Source organism: Paraburkholderia sp. J10-1 (genome assembly GCF_905220165.1).
Taxonomy (GTDB): Bacteria; Pseudomonadota; Gammaproteobacteria; order Burkholderiales; family Burkholderiaceae; genus Paraburkholderia.
In genome coordinates, this window is sequence record NZ_CAJMYW010000001.1 from 1,526,861 (window position 1) to 1,542,530 (window position 15,670).

The window sequence follows — 15,670 nt, forward strand, 5'->3', positions numbered from 1 at the left end:
GCGCGATGAACTCACCGGTGTTGCCGTTAACGCAAATGGAAAGATCTCGGGCGCGACGGGGAACCGCAAGCACAACTACTACTATCTGAGCGGCAACCGGGTTGGCAATCAGGGCAACGACGGTATCGATTCGATTGACTATGTGCAGGAACTCGCGGGCAAGCTTGCAAAGGGTAGTGAGAACCAGTTCAAGGTCTTTACCCCAGTGAGCACGGCGGATTTCGACGAAAACTATATGGCGATCAACGCCAGCTATCCAGGTTCAAGTCCGGGTCACTGGACCGTGCGCGATGGCGACACGCTTCAGTCGATCGCATCCGCGCTCTGGGGAGATGCCACGCTGTGGTACATCCTGGCTGACGCCAACGGACTTCAGGGGACAGATTCATTGCGAGGCGGCGAAGTGCTAACGGTGCCGAATCGCGTGACGAACATTCACAACACGGCGACGACGTTCAAGCCGTACGATCCGGGCAAGGCGATCGGCAATACGCAGCCGACACTTCCCGATCCGCCGCCGCCGCCGTCGGCACAAAACGGCTGCGGGACGTTCATGTCAGTCATCGCGATTGTCGTTGCGGTTGTGGTGACGATTTACACGGCAGGGGCGGCGGCGAGCGCAATGAGCGCGGGTCTGGCTTCGACCGCGGGTGGCACTGCAGCGGCAGGCACGGTGGCTGCGGGGACCGCAACTGCAGCCGGAGCGAGCACATGGTCGCTGGGCGTGGCTGCAATGAGCGGTGGTCTGAGTGGGGGGATGGCCGGCGCGGGAGCTGTTGCGGCGGCGGCCGGTGCCGCCGCGGGTTCAGTAGCGTCCCAAGCCGTCCTCATGGCAGGCGGACAACAGAAGGGCTTCGACTGGAGGCAAGTCGGATTGTCCGCCGCAACGGGTGGGCTAGCCGGTGGCATAGCTGGACCAACCACCAGTGTTTTGGGTAGTGGCACAGGAGCAGCCTTTACAGTCGGCGCAATGCGTGGGGTAGCAACGCAGGGTCTCGGGATACTGGTTGGCGCGCAGACCAGCTTTGACTGGAAGGGTGTGGCTGCTTCAACGATTGCGTGGGGCGTTGGAACAGCAGTCGGCAATACTGGTCTGGGTAAGGTGCCGGTCGCCGGTCAGGCTGCGTCGAATATGGCTGCTGGTATCATGGGCACGCTGGTGCGTGGTGGAAGCGTTGAGCGTAACCTGGGATCGATCGCGCTCGATGCAATGGCGGCGACTGTGGGTAATATGGTCGCGCAGCAGGTGGCCGCGCAGAGTGTCAGCGGGAAAGCTGACTACACCCGGCAGGCGATCGACGGCATGAACGGCGAGATCTTGCCAGCAGGATTGGGTGGAGTGGGCAGCGGGTTCGTTGCGCCCGAGACGACCTATAGCGGCAACACGGCACTGTTCGGCGTGTATGGTGGGCTGGTCGATAGCTCACAAATAGCCGCTGCAAATTCGATCGATGCGAAAGCGGCAAGTTTGAGCATTACGCCAGACGACGCACGACGTCTATTGGCTGCGGACAATAGCCCGTCGATTGTTGGTTTGTCGTTGAATGGACCGGGTGTGAAAGTCGAGGCGGTGCCGTATCCGCAGATTGCCGTTACCCCGTTGTCAGGCGCTGGCGTGATGGCTGCCGCGGGGGCGGGCGAAACGGCGCTCGATGCCTTTGTACGTGGTGCCAGGGGGGGATACGCGGGTGTGCTCGATCCAAGTCCGAGCGCTGCCTATGCGGGTAATTTGCTGAACGACGCGGCACAAAACTTCAAGCAGTTTGGCTACCAGATGATCGGTGCGCAGAGTGCGGATGAAGCGAGAGCAGCGTGGAATGCCGGTAACTATGGGCTTGCTACGGCGAAGGAGGCGCAAGCTTTTGTCGAGGCAGGTTTAGCTTTCACGGGGATCGGGGAACTTGCGCAGCCGGCCGCAATGGCGGCCCGAAGATTTGCTGGCTCGTTCACGGAAGTCGCGGACAATATAGTTGGTAATTACGTTGATAATACCGGTTTGCGTTTCGCGGTGGCGGATACTAATGGGCCGGCCGCCAGTAGTTCTCGACTCAGCTATATGGGCGGGACGCCAGATAAATACTCGCGTACAGGTCTCGAAGTTGTAGAGCGTATGCGAGGCGAAGGATTGATTGTTGGCGACGGTCCATTACTCCGAGGCAATCCGAACAATCTCCAACTGGTTGGCTCCGGAGGTGCGCTGGCCCGTATTGACGCCAATGTCGACATGGCCCATCGTGTTGATGCTGTTACTTGGTGGAATGATGTTGGCCGTTTTTATGGTCCCAAATCGCCGGAGGTAAGGCAGTTCATGCTCAATCCCGACAACTATGTTTTGCAGCCAAGTTCGATCAATCGATCGGCCGGGGCGAGACTTGGACAGACGTATCAACCACCAGTGCCCCCTGATTTTACGAATCTGAAGAGGTAAGCCGTGACCACAGAAAGACAGGAACTAGATGCCAACACTCATGAGGCGATCAAGGCTTTATGTGCAATTGGTGATCAGCTTGCTGGCAAGCGACGATTCGAGGAGGCCATAGGCGAGTACAACAAGGCTTGGGAGCTTGTTCCTGAGCCGAAGAACGAGTGGGGCGCGTCAACGTGGATCTTGGCGGCTATCGCGGATGCGTGTTTCCTTGCTGGCTATAAGACGTCAGCACTTGAGGCATTGCGATATGTGATGACCTGTCCGGATGCGGTTGGGAATCCGTTCCTGCATCTGCGACTAGGGCAGGTACTGCTTGATACCGGATTGCCAGACGCTGCCGCAGAGGAGTTGATCCGCGCATACATGGGGGCAGGGAAAGAAATCTTTGAGCTCGAGGATCCGAGGTACTTTGAATTCTTGAAATCAAAGGCCAATATCCAGGCTTAAGCGAGACAACAACGCCCGCGGAATGAACTGCACCCCAAAAGTTGGATACCGATCCAACCTTTGGGGTGTTTTTCATGACGAAATACAGTGAGCAGTTCGAACGGCAGGTGGTTGACGAGTATCTTGCCGGGGGAGTGGGCTAATAGCTCGATTGGCGCACAAAATCGCTACCTTCAGTCAGATGTCTACCGTGCGGTTACACAGGTTCTCCCGAACAGCTACGAGTACGACGAACTGAACCGCTTTACGGTTTCGATGGGTTCCCTCTCAGGCGCTCGCGCAACCAATCCAAATGATGCGAGCGTGCACATTGTTGTCGGCGCCGCGGGCGGCGACGGGGTACAACTTGGGTACAACGCTGCTGGCGAGCGGATGCTGGCTGTGTACGCGAAGGACGGGCGCACCGAGCGATATACCTATGACGCGAACGGGTTTCTTGAAACGCAGACAATCAACGGCGTTGTCGCGCAGCAACGTACCAACGACTTGCTGGGACGCGTGACGTCCCTCGTCGAGCGTGACGTTGCGACGGGCAAGGTGGTCACAAATGTAACGCGGTCATGGGATGCGGACAGCCTGCAGACGTCCGGGCGCGACACCCTGAATGCGACAAGCACGACATACACACGTATGGCGGACGGCACGCTGCTGCAGATCGACTCGAAACCCGATGACTCGAAGGCAACACGCACAACCTCGACCTACACGTATGAATGGTGGGACGGTGCAAGACAGTCGAAGGTCGTGGTGCAAGCCTCAAACCCGAGCTCGCCGGGATGGAAGCCCGCCACGTCGTACTACAACTACGACGCCAACGGTAACCTGAAGAGCACGTACGACGATGGCGGTGACCAGCCGGGCAACGCGCGCGCGTTCCAGTACTGGACGGATCTGCGCGGACAGGTCCAGCGGCGCGATGAACTCACCGGTGTTGCCGTTAACGCAAATGGAGAGATCTCGGGCGCGACGGGGAACCGCAAGCACAACTACTACTATCTGAACGGCAACCGGGTTGGCAATCAGGGCAACGACGGTATCGATTCGATTGACTATGTGCAGGAACTCGCGGGCAAGCTTGCAAAGGGTAGTGAGAACCAGTTCAAGGTCTTTACCCCAGTGAGCACGGCGGATTTCGACGAAAACTATATGGCGATCAACGCCAGCTATCCAGGTTCAAGTCCGGGTCACTGGACCGTGCGCGATGGCGACACGCTTCAGTCGATCGCATCCGCGCTCTGGGGAGATGCCACGCTGTGGTACATCCTGGCTGACGCCAACGGACTTCAGGGGACAGATTCATTGCGAGGCGGCGAAGTGCTAACGGTGCCGAATCGCGTGACGAACATTCACAACACGGCGACGACGTTCAAGCCGTACGATCCGGGCAAGGCGATCGGCAATACGCAGCCGACACTTCCCGATCCGCCGCCGCCGCCGTCGGCACAAAACGGCTGCGGGACGTTCATGTCAGTCATCGCGATTGTCGTTGCGGTTGTGGTGACGATTTACACGGCAGGGGCGGCGGCGAGCGCAATGAGCGCGGGTCTGGCTTCGACCGCGGGTGGCACTGCAGCGGCAGGCACGGTGGCTGCGGGGACCGCAACTGCAGCCGGAGCGAGCACATGGTCGCTGGGCGTGGCTGCAATGAGCGGTGGTCTGAGTGGGGGGATGGCCGGCGCGGGAGCTGTTGCGGCGGCGGCCGGTGCCGCCGCGGGTTCAGTAGCGTCCCAAGCCGTCCTCATGGCAGGCGGACAACAGAAGGGCTTCGACTGGAGGCAAGTCGGATTGTCCGCCGCAACGGGTGGGCTAGCCGGTGGCATAGCTGGACCAACCACCAGTGTTTTGGGTAGTGGCACAGGAGCAGCCTTTACAGTCGGCGCAATGCGTGGGGTAGCAACGCAGGGTCTCGGGATACTGGTTGGCGCGCAGACCAGCTTTGACTGGAAGGGTGTGGCTGCTTCAACGATTGCGTGGGGCGTTGGAACAGCAGTCGGCAATACTGGTCTGGGTAAGGTGCCGGTCGCCGGTCAGGCTGCGTCGAATATGGCTGCTGGTATCATGGGCACGCTGGTGCGTGGTGGAAGCGTTGAGCGTAACCTGGGATCGATCGCGCTCGATGCAACGGCGGCGACTGTGGGTAATATGGTCGCGCAGCAGGTGGCCGCGCAGAGCCAAAGCAGCAGCGCGGGGAAAAGCTCGCGATACGGTGTGGGTGGCGACGTTGATTCACTTGTAGCGCAGTCGGGTTATGCAGCGGATCCTGGCAAGCAGTTCGCGTGGTCGGCCAATGCGCAGTTCTCGCCGACGGGCAGTTATGTTGATGCGACCGCATCAAATTTGATGTTGACGCCGGGGCGAGCGCAAGCGCTGATGGTGCCGGACAATGGTCCGTCGATTGTTGGCCCGTCGTTGAACGGCCCGGGTGTGGATGTACGTGCGGTGCCGTATCCACAGATCTCGGTTTCCCCGTTGCCAGAATCCAATGTGGCGCTGGCGCAAACTGACGGTGGCTTCTGGCGTGGTTTGAGTGGTGACAAGCGCAGTGTGTTCGAGGCACCAGCACCGCTTTCGGAGCAGGTGGGCGCGGGCGTGCGATGGGCCGCCGACACATTCGTCGTTGATCCGCTCAAGGAACTGGGTAATCAGTACCACGATCTGTTCGTGGCGGCGGCGGGTGGTGCGCGAGATGGCTGGTCGAGTCATTTTGCGCAACAGGTGACGAGCGGTGACTACACCGGGGCAGCGCTGAGCGAAGCCGGGATGGTGGGCGGTGTGATGCCGTTGGCTGGGGCCGGATTGAAAGGATTGAATACGCTTGGGCCGACTGCTGATCTCATGTTTCAGCAGGGCTTAGGCCGCATGGGCGCACTGTCCTATGTGGTCGAAAATGGCAGTGCCGGATCGGCACTGAATGCACCGTTCAGTCCACTTGCTGAAGGCGGTGGTTTGGCAGCACACGAGGCTGCAGGTGGTCACTTGCTGCTGAAACATGTTGGCCAAAGTGAATCGCAGTTGATGCAGCGGCTGGCCAGCGAACCAACGATCACAGGCAGTTCCTCCTTTTACGATCGAGCTACCGCTGAATCCGCAATATCCGATACGCTTGCGGTAAGGCAACCGGAAATCTCTGCGTGGCTTGCATCGTCGAAGCCGCAGTTCAAAGTTGAATACTCGCTTCCGAAAGATGTAGGTATAACGGTTACTCGCGGTGCTAGCAGTGCCGTTGATACGTCTAACCTGCGGCTAATTCTTCGGCGAGATCCGACTATGCCGAGCGGCTACCGTATTCATACAGGGTTCCCGACACAATGAACGTGAGTTATCCAAATCTCGACGAGTTTCTTGGCACTTATTTCCACCAAGATTGGAGGGAAGACGAGCCAACTGCTGATCGTATTGTGAATAAATATCTATCGGAATGGCCGAGAGATGATGCTCTTCTGGCTTTGCGCGAGTTAGAGAATTTGCTAAGTGAGAACTACGGCGATGCCAAACTTAGAGAGTTACTTGATGAAATGGGCTGCTACTACGATCCATTGGGGGATGCGATGACATGCGCAAGCTGGTTAAGCGGCATTCGAGAAAAGATGACGACGCAACTGCTTGAATAAGAAACTGAGGGCCGCGCGAGCGGCCCCTGTTGCTTACTCTCTGGTGATGGTAAGCCTGCCATGTTCGATGGCGACTCTCACACGCTGTCCGGGCGCGAACCCTGCGTGCTCGATCCACCGTCCTGCAAGCTTCATCCACGGATAAAGCGGAGGCACTGTACGGCTTCGCCAGTTGCGCTGTGAGCGCTGCGACTGCTGGATGGTGACGAAGCGTTCCGTGACGGGATTGAGCTGAAGAAGTCGGGCAGGGACTGGCGTGGGCGCTGCCCGTTCCATGAAGACTCGACGCCATCGCTGGTGGTGACGCCCCCGAAAAACCTGTGGCACTTGCTTCGGGCGGCGTGACCGGTTCATCCCGCTGGGTGCGCGCGCGGGTCAGTGGGTGCAGCGCTACCTGGATGAGGTGCTGCCGAAGCTGCTGGTGAGGACAGACGAGTGGGGGCTGTTCCTGACCGACTACGGAGAGGCGTACCGGCCGTCACGGCTGGCCGGGCTGGTGCGGCGGTACATGCGGCTTGCGGGGATGGAACAGGGCGCGTGCCACGCGCTGCGGCACGCGTGCGCGACGCACATGCTGGAGAACGGAGCGGATATCCGGTACATCCAGGCGCTGCTGGGGCATGCGGAACTGACGACGACGCAGATCTATACGCACGTGGCGATCGGTCGGCTGAAGGCGATCCACGCGAGCACGCATCCGTCGCGGCAAACGCCGGTGGACCAGCACGAAGGCGTGACGCTACTGCTGGCTGGGCTTGAGCGCGAGGGTCAGGAAGAAGCTGACGAGGAGGCCGGTGAGGGTTAAAAACTCGCGTCAGGGGTAAAATTCTGGTTGCGCGGGGAGTCCCCGCGCGGAGCCTTGCTGCATAAGGCTTCCACGCTCCTTAAGAAGGGAATGCGCGTCAGGGACACCTGCTTGGCAATATGGTCGCGCAGCAGGTGGCGGCACAATCTGCCAGCGGGAGAACGCCGTTCAATACGTCGGGCACGGGTAGTACGTCAGCGCTGTACGGTGTGGTCGATACTCTGGTTGCCCAGTCGGGTTACAGCCCGGACGCGGGTTCACAGTTTGCATCGCTGGCAAGCTGGGATCTCGCGTTGAGCCAGCAGGCGTTCGTTGGTGGTTTGCAGGACGAGTTCGGTCAGCGGGCGAACGATGCACTGGCGGCCTCGCGTGCGCAGGATCAGGCGTTGAAGCAGCAGCTTGGCGCGCAGTTCGCGGGTCAGGCAAACATGTCGCTGGCAACCCAGCGAGCGGAGCATGCAGCGGCGGCTGTGCGACAGAATGAGGCGGGTCTTGACTTCGGGCGTGGCCCAAACGACTGGTCAGATGACGCGCTCGCGATTGATCTTGGCAATCGCGGAGATAGCTGGACCGAAAGGAATGCACGGGCGGCGCAAGTGGCTAGCCCGGGTTCGCCGTTGTGGAGCAGTGTCAAGAGCGCTGCGAGGTGGGCTGACGAGCCGATTGGGATGCTGCAGAATGCTGCGCAAACCGCGTCGCGCGGCAATGCTCTTATTGCTGAAGGGCTGGATGCCGTTGGTTTGCATGGCCTGGCAGATATCCACAGTGCGTGGGGGAGAGGCTACCGGGTCATCCCTTCCGACGCGGCCGTGGGAGCTCGCGCTGAGCGCAGCACCGCTGGTTGGCAAAGCCGCGCCGATGCTGGAGAGCGGTGCGGCGATGTTCGGGCCGACCATAGAAGGCATGGCGGGCCGTTACCCACTGGTTTTCGGTCCTCGGCTCAACATAGTTCCAGATGGCCCAGCGATCGCATATCCGGAGGGCTGGCGTATCGAACTGACTTGCCTAACCACCTTTTCGGCCCAGATGGATTCACGAAGTCTGGGTAACTTAGCGGAACTCACAACTGGCAAAACGCCCTGTCAGCTCTTGAATCCCGAGGCGCCACTTATAGCCTGGAACAGACGGGAACAAGTGGTATTGCTGAACTGGGCTACTCCTACACGGCAGCAAAAGGGAAATCCATTATTGGTTCAAAAACAGTGTATGACCCAACTGTGTATAGCGATCAGACCATGCTTGATCTATCACAACGAGCTGGTCAACGAGGGTATGAGATGTACATGATGGACTCGAGCCAGACGCGCTTCGATCTCAATGAGGGAGGCGTAAATTTTCGGGCGTACATCAATATCGATCCTAAGACCGGTGTTCCATACGTTGGTAACGTGCATCCGATAAGGTAGATGTCATGGACTATTTTAAAGAAGCGTTTGGCGGGTTCGATCCGCGGGGCGATGAGGACGCGGCATTGAAGTTTGCGCTCGACGTCATATTTGCAGATCATCGTATACAGGATCTAACAAGAGTCGTTTCTCTTGAGCAAGGTGTTGGTGGCTTGGAAGGAGAGCCCGGCTGGATAGTCGAGCATCGCGGCAGGACAGATATCGTGGGATATGAAATGTGGCCTCGGAACTCGAGGTTTCGGAGCTTTGTTGATCCAGAGTCGTATTCTCTGGTGTGCCCAGAGTTCTATTGTGACGAAAAAACATTTCGCCGATATGTGGAGGCGATAAGTGAAGTCTACGTTGCTCGCAATCCAGAACGAAGGAGGGACGTAGACTCGCTGTTGATTGCATTGTCAAGCTTGTAAGGCTTCATTGTATAAAGCGTCAAGGCTGCTGAGGCAGTCCTTGGCGCTGCTGGGTAATATGGTCGCGCAGCAGGTGGCCGCGCAGAGTGTCAGCGGGAAAACACCCTTCAACATGTTGGGTACGGGCGATACGTCAGCGCTGTATGGAGTGGGCGGTGATGTGAATACGCTGGTCGCGCAGGCGTCGGGATACAGTTCGGATGCGGGTGGCCGGTTCGCCTCGATTGCCGGATGGAACCTTGCGTTGCAAGGCGATCCGGCTGCGGGTGGCGCGGGCAGTTACGTCGGCGAAACGATCAGCCCTTATGGTGGCGCTGCATTTAATATGCAGCAGGCACGCATCGAGCGTGTTGCAGAGATGCAGTTGCAGGCGGCGAACCCCGTGGATGTTCGTCCGGCGCTGGGTGAGTTGAACATCCTGGTGGCAGGTATAGGGTCGTGTGGCGATGGCAGTGCGGCTGTTGGCGAAATCCGTGCGTTGCCGCCGAGCATGCGAGACCGGTTGTCTGATGCGAGCGTGGCGGATACGCCTGGAGGTGCACTCCTTGGCTTACCCTCTGGTAGCGGGTGCAGGGAAAGTGGCTGCGCTCTTTACCGACTACAACGTTAGTCCTGTGACGGGCGAGATGGTCAGTCCGGGGCAGTTGCAGCGGGCGAAGGAAGACCTGGTGATTAACGTCGGTGCGGTCGGCGTTGGCGCAGTCGAAAGTGGAGCGGTAACGCTTGCAAGGCAGCAGGGCCAGGCGATGCTGCGGTCGGCGGGCGAGAGCTTTGGACCGCAGATTGGAGGTATGTTCGAGTGCACGGTGCCGGCACTTCGACTGAATGTTGTAGAGGACGGCTTGGCAGGCGCCGATCTCGTGAGACAGTCTGGAGGATTAACAAGTTCGCGATTCCCGCGCTCAGAGGGATTGGGGACGCACGCTACTATAGATGAATTGCGTGCCACGAGCGCATTGCCTGGTGAACAGGGCGTTATTGTTACCGATCCGGCTGTACGGTTTGGTGACGTTTATGAGTTGGCGACGTTGGGTGGTCGACAGGTCGAGTTCTCGCTAGTCACCGAGCGAGTCGACGGCGCATTGGTCAAGAAGCTTTATAGCGGAGACGCATGGACGAGTCCGGTGCCGCGAGATGTTCGATTGGTTGGCGGCGATCCTCACACGCTGTCCGGGCGCGAACCCGGCCTGCTCGATCCATCGTCCTGCAAGCTTCATCCATGGATAAAGTGGTGGTTCGGTGCGGCTTCGCCAGTTGCGCTGTGCGCGCTGCGACTGCTGGATGGTGACGAACCGTTCCGTGACGGGTGGTCGTAGCTTAAGATTGGCATCAGCCATGATCAACTCCCTTGATGAGCTGGTGGTGGTCAGCGGGCCGTGAGTGTTGGTAGCACTCACGGCCCGCGTTTCGTTTACGGGTTGGCGCCTTCTCTGCCCAGGATCTGCCTGGCGCGGTGTTTAAGGATCATGCCGTCGAGCAGCGCCTTGATGATGTTGCGCTCGTCCTCGGGCATCTGGCTCACCGCTTCAAACTGCAGACGCAACTCGTCGGACGGGCCGCGCTCGTTCTCCTCGAACACCAGCTCATCCAGACTGACATGGAGCGTTTGCGCCAGCCGTGTCAGGGCTTCCAGGGTTGGTTGCGCCGACCCTGCCTCGTATCGACGGACCTGATTGACATGCAGCCTGGCGGCGTCGGCCAGCTCCTGCTGGGTGAGGTTGCGGGCCTTGCGCACCTGGATCAGGCGTGCGGGGAAGTTCATGGGCAAAAACCAGAGGGTTGCGGATGCCATGACTATCTCAACAGCAAGATGTGGCTGCAAACCTCCACGAAAAACGCAGGCGGCCTGCGGCCAACCGGATCAGATCTGCAGCCGCTCGAGCACCTCAAGGAACAGCAACACGGCAATGAGGATGCCGATCCATCGTAAAGTCAATCGCAGATTAAGCAGCGTCGGTCCCAGGGAGCTCACGGCATCGGCGACGAGCTTTGCCGCGACCGCTTCGTCGCCACTCGCTGCGGAGCCGCGCAATGAAGCCGTTGCAAAGTCGATCCGAAGGTTGGTGACAAAGCCAGTTGCGATACTCGGCCATTCGATCGTGTCGTCGCTGTCGCTGGGCCGGAGAAAGAGCCGAGGCTGGCGCGCGGGGTTCGCCGCCGGACTTTCGGCCGTGTAGATATGCCGCATCGTCAGCCCCAACTCCACCGCGCCAAGCTGGCCTTCCGAGATCGCTTGCGCAAGCACCTGCAGGCAGGCGGGAGGGATGTGGCAGGCGAGCCACCACTGCTCGGGTTCTCCGGTCTCCTCGTCGGCAGAATTGAATCCTAGTCGGGCCGTGCCGAGCGCCACATCGGACAGCGAGTTACCGAGTTCGTCTTCTAGCGCGCGCAAACCAAGCCGGTCGGCCGTGCTGACGTCGCGGGCCTCGAATGATACCTGGAGCGTACGCGTTGCTTGATCAGGAATGCCAATGATCGAGAGTTCCTGACCGTCCAGATGTGCCACACCGTGTAGCGATGTGGACAGTATCGGTTGCCGGTCTTCGTCCAGGGGCTCGACGAGTTGTTGCGCCACCTGAAGCTGCTCCAGCTTCAACCACATCGACCTGGCCGGGTAATACGTCCGCTTCTCGTGATCTCGCCCGACAAATTCAAGGACGTGATCTTTCCGCTCAACGAGATTCAGCACGGCCTTCTTTTCCAGATAATCCATGACCCACCCCCGCCGCCAAGTACGCCAAGTCCCTCGCCGGTAAAGAAACCAGGAGGTGAGTGTCGCCCGTTTGACCTCGTGTTCGAGATGCGTCTGCGGTTTTCGCATTTTCGCGCCGGACGTGAATACGCGGGATTGTACCCATCCGGAAGTCACCGCTATATGCCACAGAACACATAAGAACGACGTTTCAATCCTCAGATTTATTCGACGAGCACAAGCCGGATCGCCCGCGTGGTCGCCGAAACCGAAACGAAACGTAACGAAGCCGTGATGTCATTGAAACATAAATGAAAGCAACGGCGCACCCCCTTGGACCATTTCGCTGCCGGAATCTCGGCATGACACGTTGCTTGTGTTGGCCAGGACACACTCAGTTGTTCGTCAGGAGGGCAACCGCACAAGGCGCTGGGTTTGCCCTACTGCAAGTGTAGGGAGGTGACCCATCGCAGGTCCCGTTGCCCAAATCCAAAATCCTGATACGGGTCAGTGTGACGGTTGCATGGGCCCGCATTGGCAATAGAACGCGCCGTACAGCGCGTAACGCGCTGGTTGACCCCAAGGACGGAGGTCATATGTTCAGCATCCGCATGTGTCGCAATAGCGTGGCAGCACTGCTGTTCACGATGTTTGCGATTCCCTCATTCTCCCAGTCGTTCATGGTTCAATGCCCGCCGACCACGCCGTCCCATCCAACGGCGCTGGCGGCCGGCGCCGGCGAGCCGCCGTACACGGGACCGTCCTTCACAGGCCAGACCTCGGCGTCGACCGGTGTCGTCAACGGTGCGATCAAGTGCCAGCAGATCTCGGGCGGCGACGGTTACGCGACGATGGCCAATGGCGTGCAGACATATCTGTTCGCTTTCGGGCCGCTGTCCGGCCTCGCCGACATCAAGGCCGGCCTGCCGGGCACGGAGTTCGCCTCGGTGTTCAACACCGTCGGCGACCCCAGAACGGATCCGACCTATAACGGCGCGGTCGGTCTCACGCCCGATCCGGAATCCGTTCCGCCTGGTCAGCTCACCGGCCATGTCGACCCGCGGCCGATCATGGACATTGGCGTGATGAACGGCAATGAGCCCGCGCCGATGATGGCGATCGACGAGGACGACGAGTTCTTCCTCACGCTGACCAACGTCGGCATGATCATGCGCCCCGACCTGTTCGAGAGGCATACGGTCCACTTCCACGGCTATCCGAACGCCTCGTCGTTCTATGACGGTGTGCCGGACGCCTCGGTCGCGATCAATATCGGCGCGAGCTTCACGTACTACTACCTCGCGCCGGATGCGGGCACCTACTTCTGGCATTGCCACATCACGCCGCCGGAGCACCTGCAGATGGGCATGGTCGGGCAGATCTTCGTGCGGCCGCGCCAGAACCGCGTGCCCGCAGGCCAGTCGCTGTACCAGTCGCTGGTGTCGCAGCAACAGGATCTGCGTACGCGGTGCGGTACCGACATCCTGTGCTCGACGCCGCTGCCGGCGCAGAACGGCGTGCTGCATGCGAACAACCTGAGCGGCACGCCCACGCTTTACGCCTACAACGACGGCGACGGCTCAACCGCCTACGACGTCGAGTATCCGGTGCAGATTCATGGCTTCGATCCGAATTTCCACTTCGTCGGCATGACGTTCAATCCGGAACCGTTCACCGACATGAAAGACAAGTTCTTCATGTTGAATGGCCGCAGCTACCCCGACACCGTGAATCCGAGTGCGCTTTCCACGCCCGCGTCGGACGGCGTGCCGCGTTTCTCGCAACCGCTGCCGTCGCTGATCAATATTCCTGTTGGCGGCAAGGTGCTGCTGCGGATCTCCGATCTCGACGTCACCGAATATCAGACGCTCGCCTCGCTCGGCATTCCGATGCACGTGGTCGCCGTCAACGCGCGGCTGCTGCGCGACATGTCCGGCAACGACATGACCTACTACACGAACTCGATCACGCTCGGTGGCGGGGAGTCGCTCGATCTGATTCTCGACGCGAGCGACACGACGAAGTATCAGTCCGGGCAGGTCTTCTATCTGTACACGCCGAATCTGGATCATCTGGCGAACGACCAGGAAAACTTCGGAGGCCTGATGACCGAAGTGCACATCTGCAGGTCGGTGGACCCGAAAACGAAGGTCTGCACGCTATGAGACGCCTCTTGCAGTCGATGAAAACAGTTCACGGCTGACCCGCCATGGACTCGGCCAGAAAGTCCTGCACTTAGGAGAAGAGCCGTGGGACATATCACTTACCGCTTAGGAACCGCGACCCTCGCGCGCCTCGGACGGCTTGCACGGTTCGGCGTGGCGGCGCTCGCTGCGCTCTTCTACATGCCGGTGCATGCGGCCGCGCCCGGCATCACGGGCACGCATTTCGACCTGCGCGCCGAGGCGAACCGCATCACCCAGCCGGACGGCAATAGCGTCTATTCGTGGGGCTATGGCTGCAACACCGCGCCGGCCGGCTTTTCGCCGCCCAACATTGCCGGTGCGAACTGTCCCAGCATGCAGATTCCCGGCCCGACGCTGATCGTCAACCAGGGCGACATCGTCACCGTGACGCTCACCAACAATCTGCCGGCGGCGGCGGGCAACACGTCGATTCTCTTTCCCGGCTTTGACGTATGCCTGGGCACCATCGATCCGACGACGAAGGTCTGCTCCGGCACGCCAACCGGCGTGCAGGGGCTGCTCACGCGCGAGGCGTCCCATACCGTCACGGTCACCTATAGCTTCGTTGCCGCCACACCCGGCACGCATGCCTACTACAGCGGCACGCAGGGCGATCTGCAGATCGAGATGGGCCTGTATGGCGCGGTCATCGTGCTGCCGACTTCGTCGCCCGGCACGCTCGCCGTACCGACTGGCTGCAACCCGATCCAGGGCGCGCGCAAGCTGCTCGACGGCCAGCCCGATTTCCGCAATGCCGCCGCGGCCTACAACCACAGCGCAGCGTGCTACGACCGCGAGTATCTGTTTCAGTTCTCCGAAGTGGATCCGCGCATTCATGCCCAGGCGGAGCAGCAGGCCAGCAACGCGTGCACGAATCCGACCGGCTGCATGACCGTGGAGACGGAACCCTATCACCCGGCGTACTTCATGGTGAACGGGCGCTCGATGCCGGACGACATGGACCCGAACTACGCGGCGCAGTATCCGAATCAGCCATACAACGGCAATCCGCACATGCACCCGGGCGAGCTGGTTCTGTTGCGGATCATCGGCACGGGCCGCTGGCAGCATCCGTTCCACGAGCACGGCAATCACGTGCGCGTGCTCGCGCGCGACGGCAACATGCTGCTCTCGAAGACCGACGCGACGAAGGTCGCCGGCCCGCTGCTGTTCACGACCACCACGACGCCGGGCCTTGCGATGGACGGGATTTTCTACTGGACGGGCAGGGGCCTGAACTGGGACGTCTACGGGCACTATCCCGGCGACGGCAGTGTTTGCATTCCGGACGCGAACGGCTACTACACGCAGGATCCGACGGCGCCGAACTACTACGAGTGGTGCGCGGACCACAACAAGGCGCTTGAAGCGCATCCGTTCGGCAAGGTGGGCAGCGGCGGCCCGGTCACGTTGCCCGACTCGCACGTGCTGACCAACGGCTTCTGGTACGGCGGCAGTCCTTATCTGGGACCGGACGCGACCATACGCGCGACCGCGCCCACGGGCACGACGCCGCCAAGCGGCACGGTGGTGAATCCGCCGCAAACGGAAGCCGGTTTTGCCTTCATGTGGCACTCGCACAACGAGCGCGAGATCACCACGAACAACATCTTCCCTGGCGGAATGATGATGATGATGCTCGTTGATCCGCAAGCGTTCCTGATCGACGAATCGAATTAGAGGCGGGG

14 protein-coding genes and 1 pseudogene are annotated in these 15,670 nt (G+C 60.1%); 10 read left to right on the forward strand and 5 right to left on the reverse strand.

All coding sequences use genetic code 11. The annotated features are described in order from the left end of the window. Positions 1 to 142 precede the first annotated feature (142 nt). The 4 genes from U5A65_RS06710 to U5A65_RS06725 all read left to right on the forward strand — a co-directional run bounded on the left by U5A65_RS06710 (position 143) and on the right by U5A65_RS06725 (position 6,486). Positions 143 to 2,428, forward strand: a complete 2,286-nt coding sequence (locus U5A65_RS06710; RefSeq protein ID WP_321945848.1) for a LysM peptidoglycan-binding domain-containing protein — start codon at positions 143 to 145, stop codon at positions 2,426 to 2,428. Positions 2,429 to 2,431: 3 nt separating this feature from the next. Then, positions 2,432 to 2,875, forward strand: coding sequence for a tetratricopeptide repeat protein (locus U5A65_RS06715; RefSeq protein ID WP_321945849.1), 444 nt, complete (start codon positions 2,432 to 2,434; stop codon positions 2,873 to 2,875). Between the two features lie 87 nt (positions 2,876 to 2,962). Then, positions 2,963 to 6,187, forward strand: a complete 3,225-nt coding sequence (locus U5A65_RS06720) for an RNase A-like domain-containing protein (protein WP_321945850.1) — start codon at positions 2,963 to 2,965, stop codon at positions 6,185 to 6,187. Continuing rightward, entirely contained in the window at positions 6,184 to 6,486 is a 303-nt protein-coding gene (locus U5A65_RS06725; protein ID WP_321945851.1) for a contact-dependent growth inhibition system immunity protein, read from the forward strand. Before U5A65_RS06720 ends, U5A65_RS06725 begins: the two co-directional genes overlap by 4 nt. A gap of 33 nt (positions 6,487 to 6,519) precedes the next feature. Here the strand turns inward: U5A65_RS06725 and U5A65_RS06730 are convergent, their stop codons facing one another. After that, positions 6,520 to 6,762: a SymE family type I addiction module toxin gene (locus tag U5A65_RS06730; RefSeq protein ID WP_415764268.1), complete on the reverse strand. Its 243-nt coding sequence runs from the start codon at positions 6,760 to 6,762 to the stop codon at positions 6,520 to 6,522. On the opposite strand from U5A65_RS06730, the gene U5A65_RS40935 reads away from it, so the two are divergent. Next, positions 6,718 to 6,831 (forward strand): CHC2 zinc finger domain-containing protein, encoded by a 114-nt coding sequence (locus tag U5A65_RS40935; protein ID WP_415764320.1) that lies wholly within the window; start codon positions 6,718 to 6,720, stop codon positions 6,829 to 6,831. The genes U5A65_RS06730 and U5A65_RS40935 overlap by 45 nt on opposite strands. 1 nt (position 6,832) lies before the next feature. Further along, positions 6,833 to 7,291, forward strand: a pseudogene (locus U5A65_RS06735) (tyrosine-type recombinase/integrase); the annotation flags it as partial. A 257-nt stretch (positions 7,292 to 7,548) separates the two neighbouring features. Here U5A65_RS06735 and U5A65_RS06740 read toward each other — a convergent pair. After that, positions 7,549 to 7,749 carry a hypothetical protein gene (locus tag U5A65_RS06740; protein WP_321945853.1) on the reverse strand — a complete coding sequence of 67 codons (201 nt, stop codon included), beginning with the start codon at positions 7,747 to 7,749 and terminating at the stop codon, positions 7,549 to 7,551. Between the two features lie 953 nt (positions 7,750 to 8,702). Between U5A65_RS06740 and U5A65_RS06745 the strand changes: the two genes are divergently transcribed. Both U5A65_RS06745 and U5A65_RS06750 read left to right on the forward strand, forming a co-directional pair. Beyond that, positions 8,703 to 9,104 (forward strand): hypothetical protein, encoded by a 402-nt coding sequence (locus U5A65_RS06745; protein ID WP_321945854.1) that lies wholly within the window; start codon positions 8,703 to 8,705, stop codon positions 9,102 to 9,104. Positions 9,105 to 9,144: 40 nt separating this feature from the next. Beyond that, a complete protein-coding gene (locus U5A65_RS06750) occupies positions 9,145 to 9,714 on the forward strand; it encodes a hypothetical protein (RefSeq protein ID WP_321945855.1) in 570 nt (189 codons plus the stop codon). 445 nt (positions 9,715 to 10,159) lie between these two features. Here the strand turns inward: U5A65_RS06750 and U5A65_RS40940 are convergent, their stop codons facing one another. The 3 genes from U5A65_RS40940 to U5A65_RS06765 form a co-directional block, all read right to left on the reverse strand. Then, a complete protein-coding gene (locus tag U5A65_RS40940; RefSeq protein WP_415764270.1) occupies positions 10,160 to 10,441 on the reverse strand; it encodes a SymE family type I addiction module toxin in 282 nt (93 codons plus the stop codon). 74 nt (positions 10,442 to 10,515) lie between these two features. Next, positions 10,516 to 10,866: a helix-turn-helix transcriptional regulator gene (locus U5A65_RS06760; protein ID WP_321945895.1), complete on the reverse strand. Its 351-nt coding sequence runs from the start codon at positions 10,864 to 10,866 to the stop codon at positions 10,516 to 10,518. 99 nt (positions 10,867 to 10,965) lie between these two features. Then, the gene (locus tag U5A65_RS06765; protein WP_321910898.1) at positions 10,966 to 11,817 is read right to left on the reverse strand and encodes a hypothetical protein; all 852 of its coding nucleotides are present in this window, start codon (positions 11,815 to 11,817) and stop codon (positions 10,966 to 10,968) included. A gap of 575 nt (positions 11,818 to 12,392) precedes the next feature. Here U5A65_RS06765 and U5A65_RS06770 point away from each other — a divergent pair. Then, positions 12,393 to 13,961 (forward strand): multicopper oxidase family protein, encoded by a 1,569-nt coding sequence (locus tag U5A65_RS06770; RefSeq protein ID WP_321910896.1) that lies wholly within the window; start codon positions 12,393 to 12,395, stop codon positions 13,959 to 13,961. Positions 13,962 to 14,045: 84 nt separating this feature from the next. After that, positions 14,046 to 15,662 (forward strand): multicopper oxidase domain-containing protein, encoded by a 1,617-nt coding sequence (locus U5A65_RS06775; RefSeq protein WP_415764273.1) that lies wholly within the window; start codon positions 14,046 to 14,048, stop codon positions 15,660 to 15,662. The last annotated feature ends 8 nt before the right edge of the window (positions 15,663 to 15,670 follow it).